The 17491-nt window shown below is 73.9% G+C and carries 10 protein-coding genes and 1 tRNA gene; 3 read left to right on the forward strand and 8 right to left on the reverse strand.

The window, feature by feature from the left end; translation table 11 throughout:
• The first annotated feature begins 100 nt into the window (after positions 1-100).
• Genes ACRQ4B_RS13410 through ACRQ4B_RS13420 form a run of 3 tightly spaced genes read left to right on the forward strand, consistent with a single transcriptional unit; the run spans position 101 to position 3791 of the window.
• Entirely contained in the window at positions 101-1042 is a 942-nt protein-coding gene (locus tag ACRQ4B_RS13410) for a beta-1,6-N-acetylglucosaminyltransferase (protein WP_439691906.1), read from the forward strand.
• Entirely contained in the window at positions 1039-2583 is a 1545-nt protein-coding gene (locus ACRQ4B_RS13415) for a lipopolysaccharide biosynthesis protein (RefSeq protein ID WP_439691907.1), read from the forward strand. Before ACRQ4B_RS13410 ends, ACRQ4B_RS13415 begins: the two co-directional genes overlap by 4 nt.
• Positions 2580-3791 (forward strand): glycosyltransferase family 4 protein, encoded by a 1212-nt coding sequence (locus ACRQ4B_RS13420; RefSeq protein ID WP_439691908.1) that lies wholly within the window; start codon positions 2580-2582, stop codon positions 3789-3791. Before ACRQ4B_RS13415 ends, ACRQ4B_RS13420 begins: the two co-directional genes overlap by 4 nt.
• Positions 3792-3856: 65 nt before the next feature.
• Here the strand turns inward: ACRQ4B_RS13420 and ACRQ4B_RS13425 are convergent, their stop codons facing one another.
• From ACRQ4B_RS13425 to ACRQ4B_RS13460, 8 genes are all read right to left on the reverse strand, one after another.
• Positions 3857-4819: a glycoside hydrolase family 16 protein gene (locus tag ACRQ4B_RS13425; protein WP_439691909.1), complete on the reverse strand. Its 963-nt coding sequence runs from the start codon at positions 4817-4819 to the stop codon at positions 3857-3859.
• Positions 4820-4869: 50 nt separating this feature from the next.
• Positions 4870-7197, reverse strand: a complete 2328-nt coding sequence (locus ACRQ4B_RS13430; protein WP_439691910.1) for a DUF7402 domain-containing protein — start codon at positions 7195-7197, stop codon at positions 4870-4872.
• On the reverse strand, positions 7184-10795 hold the full coding sequence (locus ACRQ4B_RS13435; RefSeq protein ID WP_439691911.1) for a glycosyltransferase: 3612 nt from the start codon (positions 10793-10795) through the stop codon (positions 7184-7186). The genes ACRQ4B_RS13430 and ACRQ4B_RS13435 overlap by 14 nt, the downstream gene beginning before the upstream one ends.
• A complete protein-coding gene (locus tag ACRQ4B_RS13440; RefSeq protein WP_439691912.1) occupies positions 10792-11754 on the reverse strand; it encodes a glycosyltransferase family 2 protein in 963 nt (320 codons plus the stop codon). The genes ACRQ4B_RS13435 and ACRQ4B_RS13440 overlap by 4 nt, the downstream gene beginning before the upstream one ends.
• Positions 11751-12650 carry a glycosyltransferase family 2 protein gene (locus tag ACRQ4B_RS13445; protein ID WP_439691913.1) on the reverse strand — a complete coding sequence of 300 codons (900 nt, stop codon included), beginning with the start codon at positions 12648-12650 and terminating at the stop codon, positions 11751-11753. Before ACRQ4B_RS13445 ends, ACRQ4B_RS13440 begins: the two co-directional genes overlap by 4 nt.
• A 344-nt stretch (positions 12651-12994) precedes the next feature.
• Positions 12995-16066, reverse strand: a complete 3072-nt coding sequence (locus ACRQ4B_RS13450) for a non-ribosomal peptide synthetase (RefSeq protein WP_439691914.1) — start codon at positions 16064-16066, stop codon at positions 12995-12997.
• Between the two features lie 364 nt (positions 16067-16430).
• A tRNA-Gln gene (locus tag ACRQ4B_RS13455) sits at positions 16431-16502 on the reverse strand.
• Positions 16503-16546: 44 nt separating this feature from the next.
• Positions 16547-17491, reverse strand: a complete 945-nt coding sequence (locus ACRQ4B_RS13460) for an NAD(P)/FAD-dependent oxidoreductase (protein WP_439691915.1) — start codon at positions 17489-17491, stop codon at positions 16547-16549.

Genomic DNA, 17491 nt, shown 5'->3' on the forward strand with positions numbered 1-17491 from the left:
AGACCCCGTTCGGGGGCCTGAGTGCGGGAAACCGCCGCTTCCCCGCAGCAGGCACCGGATGCCCTGTCGGCCGCGGAACGGCGCGGTTAGCGTCGCGTCCATGGCCAACTCCCCAGCGGCGCCCGCACCCGCGGCACTCGCGTGCATCGTCCTCGCCCACGAGGACGCCACGCACGTGCGCCGGCTCGTCGAGGCGCTCGACCCGTTCCCGGTGTTCCTGCACTGCGATGCACGGACCCCGGAGGCGGTGTTCCGGGAGATGACCGACGGACTCCCCGACCGGGTGCGGGTCCTCCCCCGCATCCGCACCGGCTGGGCGAAGTGGGAGAACGTCGAGGCGGAGGTGTCCGGGTACCGGGCGGCGCTCGCCGAGACCGACGCCTCGCACGTCGCCCTGCTCACCGGCAGCGACTACCCGCTGGCCGGCCCGACCGAGATCCGGGACCTGCTCGCGGCGCACCCCGACGAGTCGTTCGTGCACGTGAACCCGCTGCCGTGGCCGGAGTGGGGTCGCGACGGCGGTCGCGCCCGGATCCGGTTCCCGCACTGGGCGTGGCGGAAGCACATGATCCGGCTGCCCGTCCCCCGCCGGACGCCGCGCGGTGTCGTGTTCGCCGGGGGGTCGCAGCTCAAGGTCCTCGCGCGCCGACACGCGTCGGCGGTCGTGCACACCGTCGACACCCGACCCGACCTGGTCCGCTTCTGGCGCCGGACGTGGGTCGCCGACGAGACCTTCGTGCCGTCGGTGCTCAGCACCCCCACGCTGGCGCCGGGCTTCGCGGATGCGCACGTCGCCGCGCCGCTGTGGTGGATCGGCTGGGACGGGACCGCGCGGAAGAGCCCGCCGTGGCTGACGCTGTCGGACGCCGGGGCACTGCTGGAGCGCCGCACGCTGCCGGACGTGTCGCAGCCGCAGCTGTTCGCCCGGAAGTTCGCCACGGAGCGCAGCACGGACCTGCTCGACCTGGTGGACGCGGCCTTCGGTCTGCGCGAGGGCGCGGCACGCTCCGAGACCCCGGCTGCCGGGGTGGTCGCACCGTGACGCTCCCCCCGCAGACCCGTCGCGAGGCACGGGCGGCCCGCGAGGCCGCCGGGGTCGACGAGACCGTCGTGCCGGTTCCCGAGGTCGACGAGACCGTCGCACCGGTCCCCGAGTCGATCGACACGGGCGCCGTCGCCGTCCGCAAGGGCTCCTCCGTCCTGTTCGGCCGCGGCCTGCTCTACGTCGTCGTGTGGTCGATGCAGCTCGTCGTCTCGTCGCTCATCTCCCCCGTCCTCGCCCACCTCATGCCGCCCGCCGAGTTCGGCGTCCTGGCCTCGGCGATCGCGCTCTACCAGGCGCTCGTCGTCCTCGCCGTCGCCGGCATCGACCAGGCGGCGGTCCTGCAGCGCGCGGAGGACGGCGACGACCGGCGGGCTCGCGGGCTGCTCGCGGTCGGGATGGTCACCGCGAGCATCGTGACGGTCGCCGCACTGACGACGATCCCCGCGTGGGGCGACGCCGCCGGCTTCATCGGCGCGCACCCGCTGCTCCTCGTCGCGGTGCTCTGGACCGGACCGGCGGCGATCGTGCAGATCTCCCTCGCGCTGCTCGTCGCGCAGGACCGCATCCGGGTCTTCGCCGTGACGAGCCTGCTGTCCTCCGTCGGCGGCTCGATCATCGGCCTCGGCCTGCTGGCGTTCGTGCACGCCGACGCCACCACCTACGCCTGGGGCGGCGTCGTCGCGCAGGGCGTGGCGATGGTCATCGGCATCGCCGCGACCCGACCGCGGCTCGCCGGACTGTTCGATCGGAAGACCAACGTCCGGGCGTTCCGGCTCGGCATCCCGATCGCCCTCGGCAACCTGTCGTACTTCGTGCTGAACGCCGGCGACCGCGTCGTCGTGCAGCGGCTGCTCGGCCCCGAGGAGGTCGCCCGCTACCAGATCGCCTACGTCGTCGGCTCCGCGGTGATCCTCCTGCTCACCTTCACGAACCAGGCCTGGGCACCGCACTTCGCCGCGCTCCGGGACGCCGTCGCCCGTCGTGAGCTCGCGATGCACTCCCGCGACGAGCTCTACCGGATGTTGGCGCCCGTGCTCCTCGCCGTGACCCTGGTGTCCCCGGTCGCGCTGCCGATCCTCGCACCCGCGTCCTACCGGGTGCACGAGCTCACCATCGTGGTGTTCATCGTCGCGGTGACCGCGTTCCCGGTCGTCGCGAGCGGGGCGACCGGTCGACTGCTGCTCATCGAACGCCGTGGAGTCACGGTCGGCGTGATCGCCGCGATCGCCGGTGTCGTGAACATCGGCGCGAACCTCCTGCTCGTTCCCGCGTTCGGCATCGCCGGCGCGGCGATGGCCACCGTCCTGGCGTACGTCGGGCTCGCGGCCATGCAGCTGTTCTCGATGACCGACCGCCGGTCGTGGCGCGGCCCCGGCCTGCGTGTGGTGCTGCCCGTCGTGGCGGCCCTCGCCGTCGCCGGGGCGTCGACGCTCGTCCCGCAGGACGCCCTCTGGAACTGGATCCGCGTCGCCGGGGTGCTCGCCTGTCTCCCCTGGTTCGTCCGACGACTCCGGGCAGCACGAGGAGGTGCGTCATGACCGGCCGCAGACGACGAGGCGACCGACCCCACCGACTCCGGATCGGCGCGGTGGTGACGGGGCTCGCACTGAACGGCGGCCTCGAACGCTGCGTGCTCGAGGACACCACGGACCTCGTCGCCGCCGGCCACGAAGTCGAGATCTGGCACCGGGACGCCCATGCTCCCCGCTCGGACGAGGGCCGGGCGCCGTTCGACCGCATGGGTGTCCGGCTGGTCGACGCGACCGACTACCACTTCGGCGTCCGCACGGCCCTCCGGGACGCCGTGCGGTTCGCCCGCGAGGGACTCCGTCTCCGCCGGTCGCACCTCGACGTCCTCTGGTTGAACCGGCCGGAGTACCTGCCGTTCGGCCGGATCGCGTCGCTGGTGGCCGGGGTGCCCCTGGCCGTGCACCTGCACCACGCGCCGAACTACCGCCGCATCCGGGCGTTCTCGGGCGGGCGCACGCAGTTCTTCGCGGTGTCGCAGGCGATGGCGTCGGCGTGGCGGGACGCCGGAGCTCCGGCGGACCACGTCACGATCGTCCCGAACGGCGTCGACACCGACGCGTTCCCCGCGGCCACCCCGGCCGACGTCCGGCGTGCCCGCAGCACGCTCGGCATCGACGACGACACCCCGACCGTCCTCTACTACGGCAGGCTCTCCCGTTCCAAGGGCGTCCTCGCGCTGCTCGAGGCGTGGGGCCGTGTGCTGACCATCGCGCACGCCCGGCTCCCGGAGACGGTCCCCGCCGGGTCCGACGCACCTCGTCGGCCGCCACTGCTCGTGCTCGCCGGTGCGCTGTACCCGAGCGAGGCGGACGCCGTCGAGGAGGCGATCGCGGCGCTCCCCGAGGGCTCGGTGCTCGTGCTGCCCGAGCGGGACGACGTCGTCCCGCTGCTGCACGCCGCCGACCTCGTCGTCGCACCGTCGATCGAGCCCGAGGGCTTCGGCCGGGTCGTCGTCGAGGCGATGTCCACGGGCCGCCCGGTGGTCGCTGCCGAGTCCGGCGGGACCGGCGAGATCCTGTCCGGCGAGTGGGCTCGGTTCACGGTGGACCCGACCGACCCCGAGGCACTGGCCCGGAAGGTGCTGGACGCCCTCGAGGAAGCCGCGCAGGACCCGTCGCTGGGCGACCGCTGCCGCGACTTCGTCCGCGAGCACCACGGCCGCGGACCGCACGTCGCGACTCTGCTGCGCGCACTCACCGAGCACGCGGCGCGCTGACCGCACCACACGACGGACGGGAGGCGCGTGGCGGCGTCGCCACGCGCCTCCCGTCCGTCGTCGGCTCAGTCGTCCGGTGTGCCGGCGACCCAGGTGCCCTGCTCCGGCGCGGTCGCGCCGCGGGACGGCAGGGTCGCCTGCGGTGTCGCGCCGTCGGCCGGCACGTCGATCGTCATCCAGTCGACGAGCAGCGACCCGGCGGCGTCGCGCGGTGGGCGCCCCTCGTTCGAGCCCGCCTGCACGACGAAGTGCATGCGGGCGGTCGGGATGCTCTCCGTCGTCGTCCCCACGACGTCGCCGTCGACGAGGAACGACATCCGGGACGGCGTCCACTCGATCGTGTACGTGTGCCAGTCCCCGAGCGACGCCTGCGTCTGGTGGTGCACGCACTTCTCGGCCGGGTCCTGCAGACAGTGCACGTTGAGGTAGGCCGGGGTGCCGAGCGCGCCCTCGGGGAAGTCGATCTCGCCGTCGTCCCACACGTTCTCGTCGCTCCAGAGCAGCACCGCGACGCCGTAGCCGTCGACGTCGTCGCTCTTCAACCGGATGCTGTAGCGGCCGGACGTCTGGCCGCCCCACTGGCCGTCGACGAGCGGGACGATCCCGCCGGCGAGCGGCGTGCCGCCCTTGGTGGTCCGCAGCCGCATGTCGAGCACCCCGTCGTGCGCGCTCAGCACGGAGGCCTGGTACCGCCCCGTCCCCGCCGTGTCCGCGAAGCCGTGGTACACCGAGAACCGGTCGGCGTAGGCCGCCTCGAACCCGCCGGTCCGCGCGGGATCGGCGAAGTCCTCGGAGAACACGCGGTGCCAGCCGTTGCCGTCGCTCGTCGGCATGGCGACGCCGCTCGGGTCCACGGGGTCCACGGGTGCGGCCGTCGTCGAGGCGGCGATCGCCCCCGCCGCGATCACGAGGGCACCCGCAGCGTACGCGATGCGCCGACCGGCCCGCCGGACCGGCCCGCGGTGCCGGGCGACGCCGACGCCGTGCGCCGGTGGCGCGCCGTGTGCCGCCGCGGCGTCGTCCGCCACGGGACGCGGCAGGGTGATCGGCGCACGTGGATCGGAGTCCGCGGGCTGTGTCACTGCTTCGCCCAGGCGCGGATCTCGGCGAGCCCGACGTTGACCGTGCTGCCGGAGACCGACGTGGTCGTGAAGCGGACCCAGCGCACGTTCCGGGGCGCGAAGTCGACGGTGAGCGCGGAGCCGTCGTTCGGCAGCTGCCCGACGGTCACCTTGCTGCCGTCGGAGAACGTCAGCGTGCCGCCGGTGATGCGGTCCGCGGTGTTCGGCCGGTCGTTCAGGACGACGCGCTGGAGCGCGACGGAGCTCGTCCAGTCGAGCTGGTACCAGATGCCCGTCCGGCCCCACGGCACGACCCACTCCTTCGTCGGGTCGACGGGGTACCCGGACACGACCCCGTCGACGGCCTTCGCGACGGTCTGCCCGTCGGCGGGGTTGTCGGCGACGGCGGACGGCGTGGCGGAACCGGTGACGTCGGTGAGCTTCGGTGTCGGCGTCGGCGTCGGCGTCGGCGTCGGCGTCGGCGTCGGGGTCGGGGTCGGCGTGGGCGTCGTCGTCCCCGCGGTCCCGAACACGCGGACCTCGGCCAACCCGATGTTCTTCGTCGTCCGGCTCACCGAGGTCACCGTGAACCGGACCCACGTGGCCTGCCGCGCCGTGAACGACACGCTCTGCAGGGTGCCGCCGTTCGGGAGCGTCCCCACCGTCACGGTGGAGCCGTCCGAGAACGTGAGCTTCCCGCCGAGCACCTGGTCGTCGCCGTTCGGCCGGTCGGCCAGGCGCACCTCGCTCATCGTCGTCGCGGTCGGCCAGGTCAGTTGGATCCACGTCCCGACACCGCCGGACGGGGCCGCCCACTCCTTCGTCGGGTCGGCCGGGTAGCCGGACACGACGCCGTCGACGGCCTTGCGGGCGGTCTGGCCGTCCGCGGGGTTCTCCGCACTCGCGGTCACCGCCGCGCCGGCGGTGACGTCCGTCGGGGTGGACGTCGGCGGCGGCGTCGCGCCCGCCGGTCCGAACGCGCGGATCTCGGCGAGTCCGGTGTTCTCGGTGGAGCCGCTGACCGCCGTGACGGTGAACCGCATCCAGGTCACCGTGCGGGGGCTGAACGTCACGGTCTGCGCGGCACCGCCGTTCGGCAGTGCGGGCACGGTCACGCTCGACCCGTCGGAGAACGTCAGCGTGCCGGCGAGCACCTGGTCGGCGGTGTTCGGGCGGTCGGACAGGTCGACCTCGGTCAGCGTGGTCGCACTCCCCCAGCCCAGCTGGATCCAGGTGCCCGCGCGACCCGACGGCGCTGCCCACTCCCTCGTGGGGTCCGCCGGGTAGCCGGAGACCACACCGTCGACGGCCTTGCTCGCGGTCTGGCCGTCCGCCGGGTTCTCCGCGCTGGCCGTGACGGTGGCGCCCGCGGTGACGTCCGTCCGCTTCGGGTCGGACGGCGTCGTCGGCGTGGTCGAACCGACGGTGTACTGCCGGCTCAGCCACGTCGTCTCGGGTCGGGCCGAGCACGCATCCCACGATGCGCACGTCTCGCTGTCGGACGCGGCGTAGGTGAAGAACGCGGCGGCCTTGGCGTCGACCTGTGCCTGGGTCAGGTTCGCGGGTCGGTCGGCGATCGGGTAGCCCATGTACCCGGTGAAGTGGTGCGGCGTGGCGTACTGCTGCTGCACCTCGTCGGTCAGGTACCCGACGGTGTGGTGGTCGCTGTGGTCACCGTCGCCGTACGAGCCCTCGTGGTCGAGGGTGTGGATGTCGTCGGGCGCGAAGTCCTGCACGATGCCGAGCAGTGTCGAGCGCAGCTGCGGGAGCGTGTACGACTCGGCGTGGAAGGCTCCTGCCACGGTGTCGATCGAGGTCGCGTTGCCCGTGTAGAGGCGCTGCAGGCTCTGGTACCCGTCGGCCCAGAACCCGTTGCCCTCGAGGTTGCCGTCCGGCAGCTCCGTGAACACCAGGCTGATGCGTGGATCGGTGGTCAACGTCTCGGTGTGGAGGGTCCGGCCGCCCACGCTGAGCGAACTCGTCGCCCAGTTCGACGGTACACCGGCGATGGCCGCGTAAGCCGCCATCAGGCCCTGCTGCCGGCTCTTCCAGTACCAGTCGGGCTTGCCGGCGTCCCCGGCGGTCACCACGACGGAACGCACGCACTTCCCGGCGTCGATGTCCGCACGGATCGCGGTGCCCTGGAAGAGCAGGTCGTCGTCGGGGTGCGCGACGACGTTGAGCACCCGACCGGCACCGCAGTCGGCGGTCGTCGCGGCGTCGGCCGCGGGTGCGACCAGGGCCGGGCCGACGACGAGTGCCGCCACGGTCGCGAGCACCGCCGCGGCGGACACGGCGATCGTCCGCCGTGTCCGCCGCGGGTGCTCCCGGTCACTCGGTCGCATGGCGCATCCCTTCCCGGGTGAGCTCGTACACGGCCGTCGTCCCGGAGGACCAGACCCGCTTCCAGTACGGCGAGGAGGCCATCGCGGCCGCGAGTTGCTGGTAGTCGGCGTCGCTCTGGTAGCCGTACCGCTCGTCGTAGGCGCCGAACGGCTCGGCGACCAGGGCGTAGTACTTCGTCGCCGTCCAGTTCGTCACCAGCTCGCGGGTGATGGTCGAGACGTCGCCCTCGGCGTCGTACGGACCGGTCGGGTCCGGGTACGGGCCGAGCGCCTCGCGGGACAGGTACCCGACGTCGAAGTAGCGGGCACCGGTGTTGCTCGGCACGGCGTTCGCCGAGCCGGTGAGGAGCATCACCGAGCCCTTCGGTGCGGTCCGGTCGTACAGCTGCGTCGCCTCGGACTGGCTCCGCGTCACGACGCGGTTCCAGTCGAGCGCGGTCTGGCCGAACGCGCCGACCGCGACGAGTGCCGCGACGCCGAACCCGGCCACGGCGAACCGGACACCGGCCGGACGCATCACGCGTCGGAGCACGCGCCCGAGCGGGGCGAGACGACCCGACGGCATCGGGAGCGCAGCGGCGAGCACCGCGATCCACGGCGTCGCGAAGAGCACGACCCGGAAGATGCCCTCCTGCCCGTAGTTCGTCGCGACGAGGAGCGAGATCGGGCTCGCGGCCGCGGCCAGGAGCGCCCAGTGCACGCGGTCGCGGCGGAGCAGCACCGTGATGAGCGCCGCCAGACCGAGCACGACGAGTGCGGCGGCCGGGATGTCGAAGGCCAGCCGTGTCACGAGGGGCTTCGGCAGGACGGTCATGTCGTGCGACGGCGGCTGCACGTTGTCGAGGACGCGTCCGACGGCGGCGAGCGACAGGAACTTGCCGAGGATGTCGCCGTTCAGCGCGGCGAACACGACGGCGGGGACGAGCACCACCGCGGGGAGCCACCAGGGGCGGAGCAGCCGGAACACGACGAGTGCGACGAGCGCTGCGACCGTCAGGTACGGCGAGATCTGGTGCGTGACCGCGAGCACGATGCCGATCACCGTGATCCCGACGATGCGGGAGAGCCCGACGCGGCGAGCGCGCGGCTTCGCGGGGACCGCGGCGTCGGCCGGGGTGACCACCGCGTCGCGGAGCGGCCCGGTCGCCAGGACGAGGATCACGATCGACAACAGGATGCCGGTCGACTGCGGCGAGAAGTACGTCGTGTTGAGCGAGCCGGTCATCGCGGTGAGGAACGCCGCGATCCAGGGGCGGCGCGAGCCGGGCAGCCAGTGCGCGGCGAGCACGCCGACGGCGATCGTCGTGCTGAACGCCAGCAGCGCCGGCACCCACGCGGCGATGGTCATCGCGTTGACGATGCCGCCGATGTCCGCCGCCCAGGCACCGCCGGCGAAGAGCCCGGACCAGGTCTGGAAGATGTCGGCGGACGGGTTCGTGCCGCCGAAGGTGCGGATGTACTCGAGGACGCCGATGTGCCGGGCGGCTGCGGCGACCGTGGGGACGCCGTAGGTGATCGCCTGGGCGAGCTGCACGACGCCGCCGAGCACGACGACGGGCACCGCGAGGCCCCGACCGCGCACGAGTGCGACGACGGCCGCCGCGACGACGACGGCGAGTCCGATGACGAGGCCGGGGCCGAGCGACCCGAACAGTCCGGCCGGGACCGGGTCCCCGATGTGCGTGAGCGCGGCGACGACCACGACGACGAGGCCGGTGACGGACATGGCCGTCACCGTGGCCGTGGTGCTCCACCGACGTCCGGACCGACCGGGCACGGACGATGCCGACGCCGCTGCGGCGATCCGCTCGAGCCGGAGCTCGGCGACGTCCCTGGGCACGCTCACCGCGACGGCGACCGCGGTGAGCACGACCACGGCGACGAACGGCACGACGGGCGCCCAGATGTGGAACGTCGCCATCACGTACCCGATGCCGATGGTGCCGACGAACGAACCGGTGACCGCGAACACGGCGAACCGTGCCAGGGGCATCGGACGGACCAGGAGCATCGGCGCGACGCCGAGGAGCGCGAAGAGGAACACGCCGATCGCGCTCCCGCGCACCACTGGCAGGTCGAGGACGGTGCCGAGCGCGGCGACGACGAGAGCGAGCACGGGGAGGGCTGCCGCGACGAGTCGTGCGGTGGGCCGCATGGCCGCACCGGTGCCCGGGCGTGCCGGCCCTGCGGTCGCGAGCCCGCGCTGGAGCTCGTGCCGGCCGTGCGCCGTCCGGTCGATGGTCCCGGCTCCGCCGAGACGCTCCCGGAGCGCGAGCAGGGGTGCAGCGGCGACGGAGCGCCGCTCGACGCCCCGCAGACGCCGGGCGGTCGCGGCGAACTCGGCGTCGACGGCGTCGGCGGCCGCAGCGGACGCCGAGCCATCGGCGCCGGCGCCGACACCGTCAGCGGCGACGACCGCCGCGCCGGCGGCGTCCGCCGCCGGTTCGCCCTGCTCCAGGCCGAGTCGGGCGAACGCGCTGAGGGCGTCCGGCAGGGCGTCGACGGACGCGCCGAGCGTGTCGCGGTCGAAGGCGTTCTTGGTCATCCAGGCTCCGAGTCCGTGGCCGTGCGCTGCGGCGGCGCTGCGGAGCGACGCCACGTCGTCCGCCGTGCGCTGCCACGCGATCGCGGCCGGTTCGACGGCGATCGCGGATCCGGCGACGAGCAGTCGTGTGAAGAGGTCGAGGTCGTCCCCGCCGCCGACCCGGGTGCCGGGTCCGAAGGCGGTGTCGAAGCCGCCGATGCGCAGGGCGGTGGCCCGGTGCACGGCGAGGTTCGCGCCGGTGCCGTACTCGGCGGCGGCGAAGGGGTGCCGGGGTGTCCCGGCGGCGTGCTCGGTGTCGTCGAGCCGGTGCACGCGGCGGCGCACGGTCCGGGCGGCGGCCGTCCGGTCGTCACGCCAGCGCTGGGCGGGCGTCCGCAGCTCGGCGGTGGGCACCAGCCCGGTCACGCAGGCGACGTCGGGCGCGGAGGCGAAGGCGGAGGCGAGTGCGACGAGCCACCCGGCGTCGACGACGGCGCCCTCGTCGACGAAGGCGACGAGGTCACCCGTCGCGGCGAGGAGCCCGGCGTTCCGTGCCGCAGCCAGCCCACCGGTCGGCGCGGCGATCGTCGTGACCCGTCGACCGGCGATGACGACCGTCGTCGGCTGCGCGTCGTCGGCCCCGTGGGAGACCACGACGACGTCGAAGTGCGGGTACGCGTTCGCGAGGACCGACCGCATGGTCTCCCCCGCGGCACCGTCCGTGCAGAGCACCACGGAGACGGACGGCAGGTCCTGACCTGCTGCCGGCCGTCGCTCGGGTGCCGGCATCGGCCGGATCGCACGCTGGAGGGTGCGGACGTCGATCGTCGGGCCGATGCGCCGCCGGTCGGTGACGTCGGCCTCGACGAAGCCGAGCGGTTCGCCGTGATCGCGGACGAGCAGGCGTGCCCGCCGGTAGCCCTCGGCCCCGGCGAGCGCGATGACGTCCCGGTGGCTCGACGCGTGCACGTCGGCGCGGTCGACCTCGCCGACCCAGAGCGCCCCGTCCCACGTGGGGACGAGGGAGCTCCGGACGACGGGCGAGACGACCATCGCCAGGGTCGCGCGGGTCACGGTGCCACCACCGGCTGCCGTGCCGCGCGGGTCGCCGGCGCGGTGACGACGACACTGCCGAAGAGCCGTCCGACGCCGTACCCGGTGACCGTGGACACGACCGACACGACGATCGCGAACGCTCGGCGTCCACCACCACGTCCCACCGACCGGAGTTCGCGGACGAGGGCGCCGGGCAGGACCTTCGTGAGGTACGTCTGCTCGCTGGACAGCGAGTCGCCCGTCCCGACGCGGCGGCTCAGCACCGCCTTCGAGATGCCCTCGTAGTAGCTGCGCCGGCGCAGGTAGCGCATGGTGACGCGGTCCGGGGACACCCGGTGCGACACGTTCGACCGCGGTTCGTGCCGGATGCGGGCACCGGGACGCGCCTGGGCGATCCGGATGCACATCTCGGTCTCCTCGCACCCGAGGGGCTGGTTGCCGACCCGGCCGATGCCGGAGCGGAACCCGCCGGCGAGCAGGATCGCCTCGCGGCGGAACGCCATGCTCGACCCGATGACGTTGCGGACGTCGCCGGCGGTCTCGGGCAGACCGCGGTAGCTGCACCCGACGATCCAGAGCAGCTCGTCGGTGTACGGCCCCGCGCCGGTCGCGTCGGGCCACGACGGGGTCGCCCGGCCGCCCACGCCGACCACGTCCGGGTCGTCGAGCGCGGTGAGCATGTGGCCGAGCCAGTCGGCGTCGGCCGTGGCGTCGTCGTCGAGGAACGCGACGACGTCGGCCTCGGTCAGGGCGACACCGGTGTTGCGCGCGCCGGAGAGGCCGCGGTCCTCGCTGTTCTCGACGACGCGCAGCTCGGGCCACCGGGCCTTCGCGCGGGCGAACAGCTCCGGCTCGTGGTCGATCACGACGACGACCTCGGGGGCCTCGGGCTGGCGCTTGGCGGACTCGACGCTGTCCTGCAGGTCACCCCAGCGCTGCTGGGTGTACGCGCAGATGACGACGGCGACGGTCGTCACGCGGCGTCCCCCTCGAGCGCGGGGACGGGCGCGGCCGCGACCGGGGCGACGTCGGGCGAGGTCGGCGCCGCCGGGACGGTCGACACCGCGGACACCGCCGCGGCGCCGCCGAGCGCAGCAGCGCCGGACAGCGACGCGAGTCGGCCGGCACGGTTGTCGGCGGCACGACGACGCTCGTGCATGATCGACTTCAGCACGCGGATGCCGTCGGTCACGGCGTTGAGGTTGCTCGTCCCGTGCACGCGGAGCTTCTCGTGGCTCCCGACCTCGGTGATCGCGAGCTCGGCGGCCGACCAGCGGCAGGTCAGCACGGTCTCGATCTCGAAGCCGTCGCCCCACAGCATCGAGCCGTCGGCCGGACGCGGGAGCGCCGAGGACAGCAGCCCGATCTTCGGCAGGACGTCCGCCCAGAAGGCGTTGTAGCCGTAGCAGAGGTCGCTGTACCGCGTGCCGAGGATGACGTTGCAGAGGATGTTCAGCCCGCGGTTGCCGACGTTGCGGAGGAGCGTGATGTCGTCGCTGCCGCCGCCGTGCGAGTACCGGGTGCCCTTGGCGACGTCGGCACCGTCCACGAGGGCCTGGACGAAGCGCGGGATCTCGTCCGGGTCGGCCGAGCAGTCCGCGTCGAACATGACGACGACGTCGCCGGTCACGGCCTCGAAGCCGCAGGCGAGCGCGTTGCCCTTGCCCTTGCGGGTCTGGTGCACGATGCGCACGTCCGGCAGCAGTCGCTGCGCCGTCGCGACGGTGTCGTCGACCGAGTTGCCGTCGACGAGGATGACCTCGTGCACGGGCGGGAGCTTCGGCAGGATGATCTCGAGGTTGCGGGCCTCGTTGCGGGCCGGGATGACGACGGAGACCTTCGGGTCCCTCGGTCGGACGGTGGTGGCGGACATGGTGCTCCTGTCGGGTTCAGGGTGCATTCGGGTCGCTCGGTGATCCGGCGAAGCCGCGGTGCGGGCTGCGACGACGCGGGTACGTGCGTCACGGGTGCCGGCGGGGCGCGGGTACGACGCCACCGGTGCGGGAAGAGTGGGTACGTCTCACCCCGCGGATCAACCCTCGCGTCGGGCGGGGTGGGGGTCAATGCGGTGGCAGGTCCCTTGCGGACCCCCGAGTGCGGATACGGAAACCCGCAACGCCCGCAGGCGACGCGCGGCCGCGACGGCCTGGAGGCACGGTGCGGGCCCGCACCGTGCCTCCAGGCCGTCTCCTGGTCGCGTCCGCGACCCGCCGTCCGTCAGCCCACGCGTGCCGGGGATGCGCCCTGCGTCGTGAGCGCGGGCCGCAGGACCGCCGCGAGGTCCGCGACGTGCGGCTCACGCAGCAGCGAGGTGTGCTCGCTCGCGATCCGCACGGTCCGGTTCTCGCCCTGCAGGAGTCCCGCCCAGCCGTCGGCGTCCGGGTTCGCGTCCGCCACCACGTACGTCGATGGGCCGGTGTACGGCACCGGCCGGTGGCGTCTGCTGGAGATCGCCGCCTGGTCGAAGAAGGCGTCGAAGTCCTTCTGGCCGCCGAACCGCAGGACGCCCGCCGTGTACGCACGGAACCGCTTCGCGGCCTTCTCGCCGTACGGCACGCCGGCCGGCAGCACGCGACGCACGAGCCGGTCGAGGCCGCGACGGACCACCCGGACCGTCGCGTTCGACGACTGCTGCGGAGCCAGCCGGCCGAAGTCGAGCTGCGCCTGCTCGGACCGTGTCCGCGGCAGGTACGTGTCCAGCACCGCGACGTGCTGGACCCGCTCCCCCGCCTCGGTGAGCATCCGGGCGATCTCGAGCGCCACCAGCCCGCCGAGCGAGTGCCCGACGAGCAGGTACGGGCCGCGCGGCTGGACGATCCGCATGAGCGCGAGGTACCGACGGGCACTGCGCTCGACGGACCAGTCCGGCACGCCGCGGCGTTCGATGGCGTGCTGCTGGAACGCGTACACGTCGTACTCGGGCAGGTAGCGCGACAGCGGCAGGAAGGTCAGCGCCAGCGCGCCGGCCCCGGCGAAGCAGAACACGACGGGGTTGCCCACGCTGCGGGCCTCGGACACCTTCACGACGTCCGGGTGCCGCGGCAGCGCGGAGGTGCCGACGCGGACCCGGCGGGCGAAGGCCCGGAGGGTCGGGTGCTCGAGCACGTCCGAACCGCGCAGGTCGACGCCGAGCCGCTCGTGCACGATCGCGAGCATCTCCTCGGCGGTCAACGAGTCGCCGCCGAGCGCGGAGAAGTCCTCGTCGAGGTGCACGCCGCGCAGCCCGAGGACCTCGGCCCAGATCTGCCCGACGACGAGCTCCCACTGGTCGTACTCGTCCTCGGTCATCTCGGCGTCGATGCTCGGCGCTCCCGGCAGGGCCGCACGGTCGACCTTGCCCCGTTCGGTCCGGGGCAGCTCCGTCATCGGCACGATCGACGCCGGCACCATGTACTCGGGCAGCCGGTCCCGCAGGCCGCGACGGATCGACGCCGGCGCCGGGGTGCGGCGTCCGGGACGTCCGACGACGTAGGCGACGAGCCGGGTCACGGCGGGCGGGGCGACCAGTGCGGTGACCGCGGCGTCGTGGACCTCCGGCAGCGCACGGAGGGCGGCCTCGACCTCGCTCGGTTCGACGAGGTAGCCGCGGACCTTCACGGCGTCGTCGGCGCGGCCGAGCAGCACGAGCCGGCCGTCGGGGTCGATGCGCGCCAGGTCGCCCTGTCGCCAGGCGGGGAGCGCGTCGGCGGCGGGGTCCGCGCCGTCCACGCCGGTCCGCTTGCCGTCCGCGGCGTCCGCGGCGTCCGCGTCTGCGGCGTCCGCGGCGTCCGCGTCTGCGGCGTCCGCGGCGTCCGCGGCGTCCGCGGCGTCCGCGGCGTCCGCGGCGTCCGCGGCGTCCGCGCCGGGTCGCTCGACGTCCGCGGCGGGTCGCTCGACGTCCGCGGCGGGTCGCTCGGCGTCCGCGCCGGGGACCAGGTGTTCGGCCGTGAGGGCCGGGGCACCCCAGTACCCTGCCGTCATCCCGCGGGACAGCACGACGAGTTCGCCGGCCTCCCCCGGGTCCGCCGGGGACCCGTCCTCGCGCACGACGCGCACGGTCTTCCCCGGCAGCGGCCAGCCGGCGGGGACGACGCCGGTCGGCACCGGGTCGTCCGGGCCGACCGGGCAGTACGCCACACAGCCCATCTCGCTCGAGCCGAAGCCGTTCCAGAAGGTCGTCGTCGGTCCGTGCGGGCGTGCTGCGGCGATGTCCGTCCCGGTGATCGGCTCGCCGACGGTGACCACGAAGCGCATCGCGCCGAGGACCGGGCGTACCGGGGCGCCGGCGGTCGTCTGCTGATCCGGTCGGGCGGGGTGCTCCGGCCCGGCGGGAGTCTCCGGCTGGGCCCGGACGATCGAGCGCAGCAGGTGCGGGGTGGCCGCGAGGCCGTTCGCCCCGGTGGCGTCGAGCGCCTGCAGCAGCCGCTCGATCCCGAGGTCGCGCGGGTCCATCGGCGCGATCGCCGCACCGCAGAGCAGCGCGTTCCAGGTGTAGGAGAACCCCGCGGCGAAGGACAGCGGCAGCGCGATCCCGAGCCGGTCCCCCGGGCCGAGCCCGAGTGCGATCGCGTCGTGCTCGGCGTTCTCGAGCGTTTGCCGGTGCGTGACGGCGACGCCCTTCGGGAGCCCGGTCGAACCGGAGGTGAAGACGAGGACGAGCGGGTCGGCGTCGCCGGGGCGGGTCGCCACCGCTGCGCCGGTCCTCGTCCCGGCTCCCGCTCGCGCCTCGAGCAGCAGCGCAGTGAGGTCGTGGACGCGTCCGGTTCCGGAGTCGGTTCCGTTCTCGTCACCGGCCGCGTCACGGGCTGTGACTCCGGCCGTGTCGCCGGCTGCATCGCTGACTGCGTCGAGCACGGCCGCCGCGGTCTCCGCCCGGTCCTGGTCGGCGAGCACCTCGACGACCCCGGCGAGCCGCACCACGTGCACGAGCCGTGCGGGCGGCAGGTGGTCGTCGAGCACCACCACGGTGCGCCCCGCACGGATCAGCGCGAGGACGCCGACCACGGCCTCGACCGTCTGCCCGGCCATGATGCCGATCGGCTCGGACGCGCCCCCGCGGACCGTCCCGACGCCGGCGCCGGTCCGCCCGTCCGGGCGCAGGGTCGCGGTGAGCACGTCCGCGAGCCCCGCCGCCGTCCGGTCCGTCTCCGCGAAGCTCAGCGTCCGCTCGGGTCCGATCACCGCCGGCTCGTCGCCGTGCACCGCGACGACACGGTCCCAGCGGTCCAGCACCGAGTGGTCGTCCGCCACCGGGACGACTGCGGTGTGCCCCCATCGATGGAGTGTGGTCAGCGGTTCTGCAGCGGTCACGGAAGGACCCCCCGGGTGCTCGTCGACGGACCGCCACGGTGTCGTGGCGGTCCTGTGACGGTACGTGCGTCGCAGATCGTCGTGCGAGTGCGTCCGCGTGGGCTGCGGGGAACCGCAACCGGCCTGGAGGCCCGCCCCGCGTCCGTCTCGGACGCCCACCTCCGGGCCGGGGCTGCGCACCGTCGTGACGCCCGCCCGGGCCATCGTGCGGTTCGCCGCAACGGATCGCAACGGATCGCGACGGATCGCGACGGATCGGGCGGCGCGGGCGTGTCGCACGGGATGCAGGCCGACGGAACGCCGTCAGTGCCAGCCCGGGAACGAGAACAGCCCCCGGGATGTCCCGGGGGCTGTTCATCGAGTGCTGGGGTACCTGGACTCGAACCAAGAACGACGGTACCAGAAACCGCTGTGTTGCCAATTACACCATACCCCAAAGGCCCGGAGGCCTTCGGTCCCGGTTGCCCGGGGCACGATCAACTACTGTACAGCATCCCGAGGGTCCGTGAGACCACCCACGAGATCGCGGTGCACCGCGGCCGCGGTCACGGCACCGTGCCCGGCCGCCACGATCAGCTGCTCCGGCCCCGGAGGCGTCACGTCGCCCACGGCGTACAGCCCGGCGACACCGGTCCGACCCGCGCGGTCCACCACGACGAGCCCCTCGTCGTCGCGCGGGAGCTCGGCGTCGACCCAGTCCAGGTCCGCGTACCACCGCGGGCGGACGAACCCGCCCGTGCGGGGCTCCACGTGCCCGTCTGCCAGGCGCACGCCCGTCATCCCGGAGCGGTCCCCCTCGAGGTCCGCCACGGGCCGCTCGTCGACGCGCACACCCGCCGACGCCAGCCGCGCGCGCCCGGGCTCGTCGATCGCGGCGACACCGTTCGTGTACACGACGAGGTCGTCCGCCCACGCTGCGATCAGCAGCGCGCGGTCGACCACGTCGTCGGTCTCGCAGATGAACGCCAGCGGTTCGCCGGACTTCTCGTACCCGTCGCACTCGACGCAGCTGTGCACCGCGGTGCCGTAGAAGGCGCGGAGCATCGGCAGGGCCGGGAACTCCTCGCGCAACCCGGTCGCGATGACGACCGCGCGGGCCGTCGCCTCGACCTCGGTGCCACGCCATGAGCCGTGCACGAGCCAGCGGTCGCCGTCACGCGCCACCCGGTCGACCACGGTCTGCACCACGGTCGCCTCGGCGTACCCTTCCACCTCGGCCCGACCGAGCTTCCGGAGCTCGAGGGGCGAGACGCCGTCACGGGTCAGGAACCCGTGCGACCGCAACGTCGCGGCGTTCCGCGGACGGTTCGAGTCGACCAGCAGCACCGTCCGCCGTGCACGGACCAGGTTCAGCGCTGCACTCAGCCCCGCCGGACCAGCGCCGATCACGACGACGTCGACCGAGGACCGGTCCGGTGCGCTCAC

Origin of the sequence: Curtobacterium sp. SP.BCo, assembly GCF_051903265.1 — a bacterium.
In the GTDB taxonomy this organism is placed as follows: Bacteria; Actinomycetota; Actinomycetes; order Actinomycetales; family Microbacteriaceae; genus Curtobacterium.